Raw genomic sequence first — 4,636 nt, 5'->3', positions numbered from 1 at the left:
CCCCGCGCCGCGGCGTCGCGCAGGCCGGAGGCCACCTGCACCGCGAGCGGCTCGGGCGCGCCGCGGTCGACGACGAGCGGTGGGACCTCCACGCGACCTCCCGGTGGCCTGCTGCGATCGGTGTGTCCTGGCCCTCGCAGGATGCCACTGGGGCCGCCACGCTCGTCGTCGTGACCACCGCCGACGCCCCGCTCCGCAGCGCCCCCGCCCGCGATGACACCACCAGCAGCGCCACCGCCCCGCCCGCGGCGGCTCCCCCGACCGGCCCGGGACCGCTGTCGCCCACGGAGCGCTCCACGGTGAGGCGCGGCGCCCGCCGCGCCCGCCCCGACCGCGAGGCGCTGCACGCCGTGCTCGACGCGGGCCTCGTCGGGCACCTCGGCGTCGTCGTGGACGGCGCCCCGCGCGTGCTCCCGACGGGCTACGGGCGCGTCGGCGAGGTGCTGTACCTCCACGGCTCGACGGGCGCGCGCTCGCTGCGCGAGGCCGCCGGGGCGCAGGTCTGCTTCACCGTGACGCTGCTCGACGGCGTCGTCTACGCGCGGTCGGCGTTCCACCACTCGGTGGACTACCGCTGCGCCGTCGTGCACGGCGCCGCCCGGGTCGTCGAGGACGACGCGGAGCGCGAGCGGGCGCTCGAGGCGCTCACCGAGCACCTCGCGCCCGGCTCGTGGTCGGCGACCCGTCGGCCCACCGGCAAGGAGCTGGCGGCCACGGCCGTCCTCGCCCTGGACCTGCACGAGGCCGCGGTGAAGGTGCGGACGGGCGGCCCGGCCGACGACGAGGCCGACCTCGCCTCGGACGAGCACGACTGGGCGGGCGTCCTGCCGCTCGTCACCGCGTGGGGCGCTCCGGTGCCGGCGCCCGACCTGCGGCCGGGCGCCGCCGTGCCCGACCGCGTGCGGCGTCGTCCGGCGCCGGGCGGGGACCCCCGGGGCTGAGGCGCGACCTACCCGGAGCCGGCGCGGCGCCGACGCCGGACCTCGACGGCGACGACGAGCAGCAGCGCCAGCGCGCCGCCCACGAGGAGCACCCGGTCCAGCGCCACCGGCGGGGTGCCGCCCGTGGCGCCGAGGACGAGGTGGGTCGTGTAGGCCGCGTAGCCGAGCAGGAGCAGCGCGCCGTCGAGGCGGCTGACGTCGGCCGCGAGCGCGCCGAGGAGCAGCAGGACCGCGGCCGCCCCCACCATCACCGGCAGGTCGACGGTGCGGGCGCTCTCCTCCACGGGCACGCCCCCGGGGCTGACCAGCGCGGTGAGCCCGAGGACGGCGCCGAGGTTGAAGACCCCGCTGCCGACGACGTTGCCGATGGCCATGTCGCGCTCGCCGCGGACGACGGCGACGACGGACGTCGCCAGCTCGGGCAGCGAGGTGCCGACCGCGACGACGGTCAGCCCGACGACGAGGTCGCTCACGCCCAGGTCGGCGGCGATGGTGCTGGCCGCGCCGACGAGGGCCTGCGCGCCCCCGACGAGCAGCGCGACGCCCGCGACCACGAGCAGCGCGTCGCGCAGGACCCGGGGGCGGGGCGCCGCGGCGCGCGCGTGGAGGTCGCCGTGGGCGCGGGTCGCCGAGGTGCCCTCCGGCCGCCCGCCGCCGCCCGTACCGGCCGGTGCTGTGCCGCCCGGTGCCGTGCCGCCCGGTGCTGTGCCGTCCGGTGCCGGGGCACGGCCCGCCGCGTCCGCCCGCCGCGAGACGACGACGGAGCGGGCCACGTAGGCGACGAGGAGCACGAGGAGGAGCGCGCCGTCGAGGCGCCCGACGTCGCCGTCGAGGGCCAGCACCCACGCGAGGGCGCTGACGGCGAGGAGCACCGGGATGTCGACGCGCAGCAGCTGCCGGCCGACGAGGAGCGGCAGCACCAGGGCGGAGAGCCCGAGGATGAGCAGGACGTTGGCGATGTTGCTGCCGACGACGTTGCCGACGGCCAGCCCGGGGGCCCCGTCGAGCGCCGCCCCGAGGGTGACGGCCAGCTCCGGGGCGCTCGTGGCCGCGGCGACCACCGTGAGGCCGACGACGAGCGGGGAGAGGCCCGCGGCGCGCGCGAGACCGCCGCCGCCGCGCACGAGCAGCTCGCCGCCCGCCACGAGCAGGGCGACGCCGAGGACGAGGAGGGCGACGAGGGCGACCACGGGGGCTCCTGGGGGGCGTCCGGTCGGGCGGGTGGCTCGGTCGGGAGGTCGGGAGGTCGGGAGGTGGCCGGGCGGACGGGGGATCAGGCGGCGACCGGGCGGACCCGGCCCCGGACCTCGCGGGCGACGGAGACCGCGACGACGACCGCCACCAGGGCGAGCGCGACGAGGACGGCCCCCACGTACGGCTCGAGGAGGGCGCTGCCGGTGGCGTCGAGCACGACGTAGGCGAGGTAGGCGACGTACCCGCCGAGCAGCAGGGCCCCGTCGCGGCGCGAGACCCGGGAGGCGCACAGGGCCAGGGCGAGGAGCAGCACCGTCGAGGCGAGCATGAGCGGCAGGTCGACGGTCCGGGCGCCGGCCTCCACGGCGACGCCCCCGGGCGTCACGAGGCCCGTGAGCGCCAGGACGCCACCCACGTTGAAGAGGTTGCTCCCGACCACGTTGCCGATGCCGAGGTCCCGCTGTCCGCGGACGATGGCGATGACGGCGGTGGCCAGCTCCGGCAGCGACGTCCCGACCGCCACGACCGTGAGGCCGACGACGAGGTCGCTGACGCCGAGGGACGCGGCGATCGAGCCGGCCGACGTGACGAGGGCCTGGGACCCCCCGACGAGGAGCGCGACGCCGGCGACGACGAGCGCGAGGTCGCGACCGACCTCCCGCCCCCGGCCCCGGCCCGCGGCGGCCCCGTGGTCGTCCTCGCCGTCGCCGACGACCTCGCGCGGCGCCCGCTCGCGCTCGGCGCGGCGGCCGGCGCGCACCGTCCACGTCATGTGGGCGGCCACCACCGCGAGCAGCACGGCGCCGTCGAGGCGCCCGACCGCGCCGTCCTGGACGAGCAGCAGGGCGAGGGCGCTGACGGCGATCACCACCGGCAGGTCGACCCGCAGGGTCTGGCGGCCCACGGCGAGCGGGAGGAGCAGCGCGGCGACGCCCACGACGAGCAGGACGTTGGCCAGGTTGCTGCCGACGACGTTGCCCACCGCCAGGCCGGGAGAGCCCTCGAGGGTGGCGAGCAGCGTCACGGCGAGCTCGGGGGCGCTGGTGGCGGCCGCGACGACCGTCAGCCCGACGACGAGCGGGGACATGCCGAGGGCGCGCGCCAGGGCGCCGCCCCCGCGCACGAGCAGCTCGCCGCCGCCGACGAGCACGGCGAAGCCCACGAGGAGCAGGACGACGTCCAGGAGCACGGGCGGTCCCTCCGGGTGCGGCAGGACCCCCGTCGGCGGTGCCGGCGGGGGTCCTGCTCGAGCTGGCGGTGGCGGTGGGATTTGAACCCACGGAGGAGTTGCCCCCTCACGCGCTTTCGAGGCGCGCTCCTTCGGCCGCTCGGACACGCCACCGCGACGAACAGTAGCGGCGGCCCTCCGCCGGTCCCAAACCGGCCCTCGCCCGACCGCGACCCGGCCCGGCCCGACCTCGGCCCCGGCCCGGCCCGCGGCGGCGCCCGGGCGCGTCCTCAGGTGGGCAGCGCCGCACCCAGCCGGGCCACCTCGGCCGCGACGGCGGGGGCGAGGCCGTCGTCCCCGCCGTCGAAGGCCGTCGCCACGACGGGCGGCCCCGTCCGTCGACCCGTCCGGCGCCCCGTCCGGCGCCACGTGGCCACGGCGCGCCCGCCGGTGACCACCGTGCCGAGGAAGACGCCGTTGCCACCGGGCACCACCGCCGCGGCGTGCTCGGCGGGCACGGTCGCGGACCGGTCGGCGTACCCGAGGACCATCTCGTCGAAGCCGGGCAGCAGCAGGGTGCGCCGGGCGTCGTCCCGGCACCGGGCCAGGCGCTCGGGCGTCGCGGGGTCGAGCAGCATCTCCGTGCCGCCGCACGTGAGCGCCTCCAGGTGCGGACGCGCCAGCGCGAGCCCCGCGCGCGCCTCGCGCACGGTGAGGCCCGACCAGCGCACGAGGTCGGCGAGGCTCGCGGGGCCGTGGGAGGCCAGGTACCGGCGCGCCAGCTCGCCGAGCGCCTCCTCGCGCTCGAGCCGCCGGGGCGCGGGCACCCACTCGTCGAGCAGGACGATCGCCTGCTGGTCGGAGGCCCCGGCGCCGGCGCGGTCGGGCAGCAGGGGCCCCCAGCAGGTGGTGCCCGTCTGCGAGAGCGTCCACAGCAGGTGGTACCCGCGCTGGGGCACCCTGCCGGTGCCCCTGCCGGTGCCCGGGTCCGGTCCGTCCCCGAGGACGCCGGCCTCCTCCCACAGCGCGAGGACCTCCTCGCGCGCGAGCCGCCTGCCGCCCGCGAGGGCGTCGACGACGACGCCCCGCGCCCGCTCGACGAGCGCCTCGTCGATCCCCAGCCCGGCCCGCCGGCTCGCAGCCCCTCGCAGCTGCCGCTCCGTGGAGAGCGCGAGCAGCCAGCCCAGGTCCTCCGCCGCGACGAGGTGGAGCGTGCTGCGCAGCGGCCACGAGCGGACGAGCGCGCCGCTCGCCAGCGCCGCGCGCACTCCGCCGAGGTCCGGGGCGGACCGCGCCCCGGCCAGCCGTGCCCCGGCCGGCGCGGGTGCGGGGC

Annotated in this window: 4 protein-coding genes and 1 tRNA gene; 1 reads left to right on the top strand and 4 read right to left on the bottom strand. The window is 79.2% G+C overall.

Annotated elements, in window-relative coordinates; all coding sequences use genetic code 11:
• Positions 1-275 precede the first annotated feature (275 nt).
• A complete protein-coding gene (locus HLB09_RS13220) occupies positions 276-941 on the top strand; it encodes a pyridoxamine 5'-phosphate oxidase family protein (RefSeq protein WP_171203812.1) in 666 nt (221 codons plus the stop codon).
• A gap of 8 nt (positions 942-949) precedes the next feature.
• Here HLB09_RS13220 and HLB09_RS13215 read toward each other — a convergent pair whose 3' ends face one another.
• The 4 genes from HLB09_RS13215 to HLB09_RS13200 all read right to left on the bottom strand — a co-directional run.
• Positions 950-2,131: a calcium/sodium antiporter gene (locus HLB09_RS13215; protein WP_171203811.1), complete on the bottom strand. Its 1,182-nt coding sequence runs from the start codon at positions 2,129-2,131 to the stop codon at positions 950-952.
• Positions 2,132-2,214: 83 nt separating this feature from the next.
• Positions 2,215-3,324, bottom strand: a complete 1,110-nt coding sequence (locus tag HLB09_RS13210; RefSeq protein ID WP_171203810.1) for a calcium/sodium antiporter — start codon at positions 3,322-3,324, stop codon at positions 2,215-2,217.
• 63 nt (positions 3,325-3,387) lie between these two features.
• A tRNA-Ser gene (locus HLB09_RS13205) sits at positions 3,388-3,477 on the bottom strand.
• A gap of 116 nt (positions 3,478-3,593) precedes the next feature.
• Positions 3,594-4,636: winged helix DNA-binding domain-containing protein (locus tag HLB09_RS13200; protein ID WP_171203809.1), on the bottom strand; the 1,043-nt coding region annotated here is incomplete at its 5' end.

The sequence above is a fragment of the Pseudokineococcus marinus genome, assembly GCF_013004605.1.
Lineage (GTDB): Bacteria > Actinomycetota > Actinomycetes > Actinomycetales > Quadrisphaeraceae > Pseudokineococcus > Pseudokineococcus marinus.
Note: the sequence above shows the minus strand (reverse complement) of the source record. Positions and strands in the feature narration are given on the sequence as shown.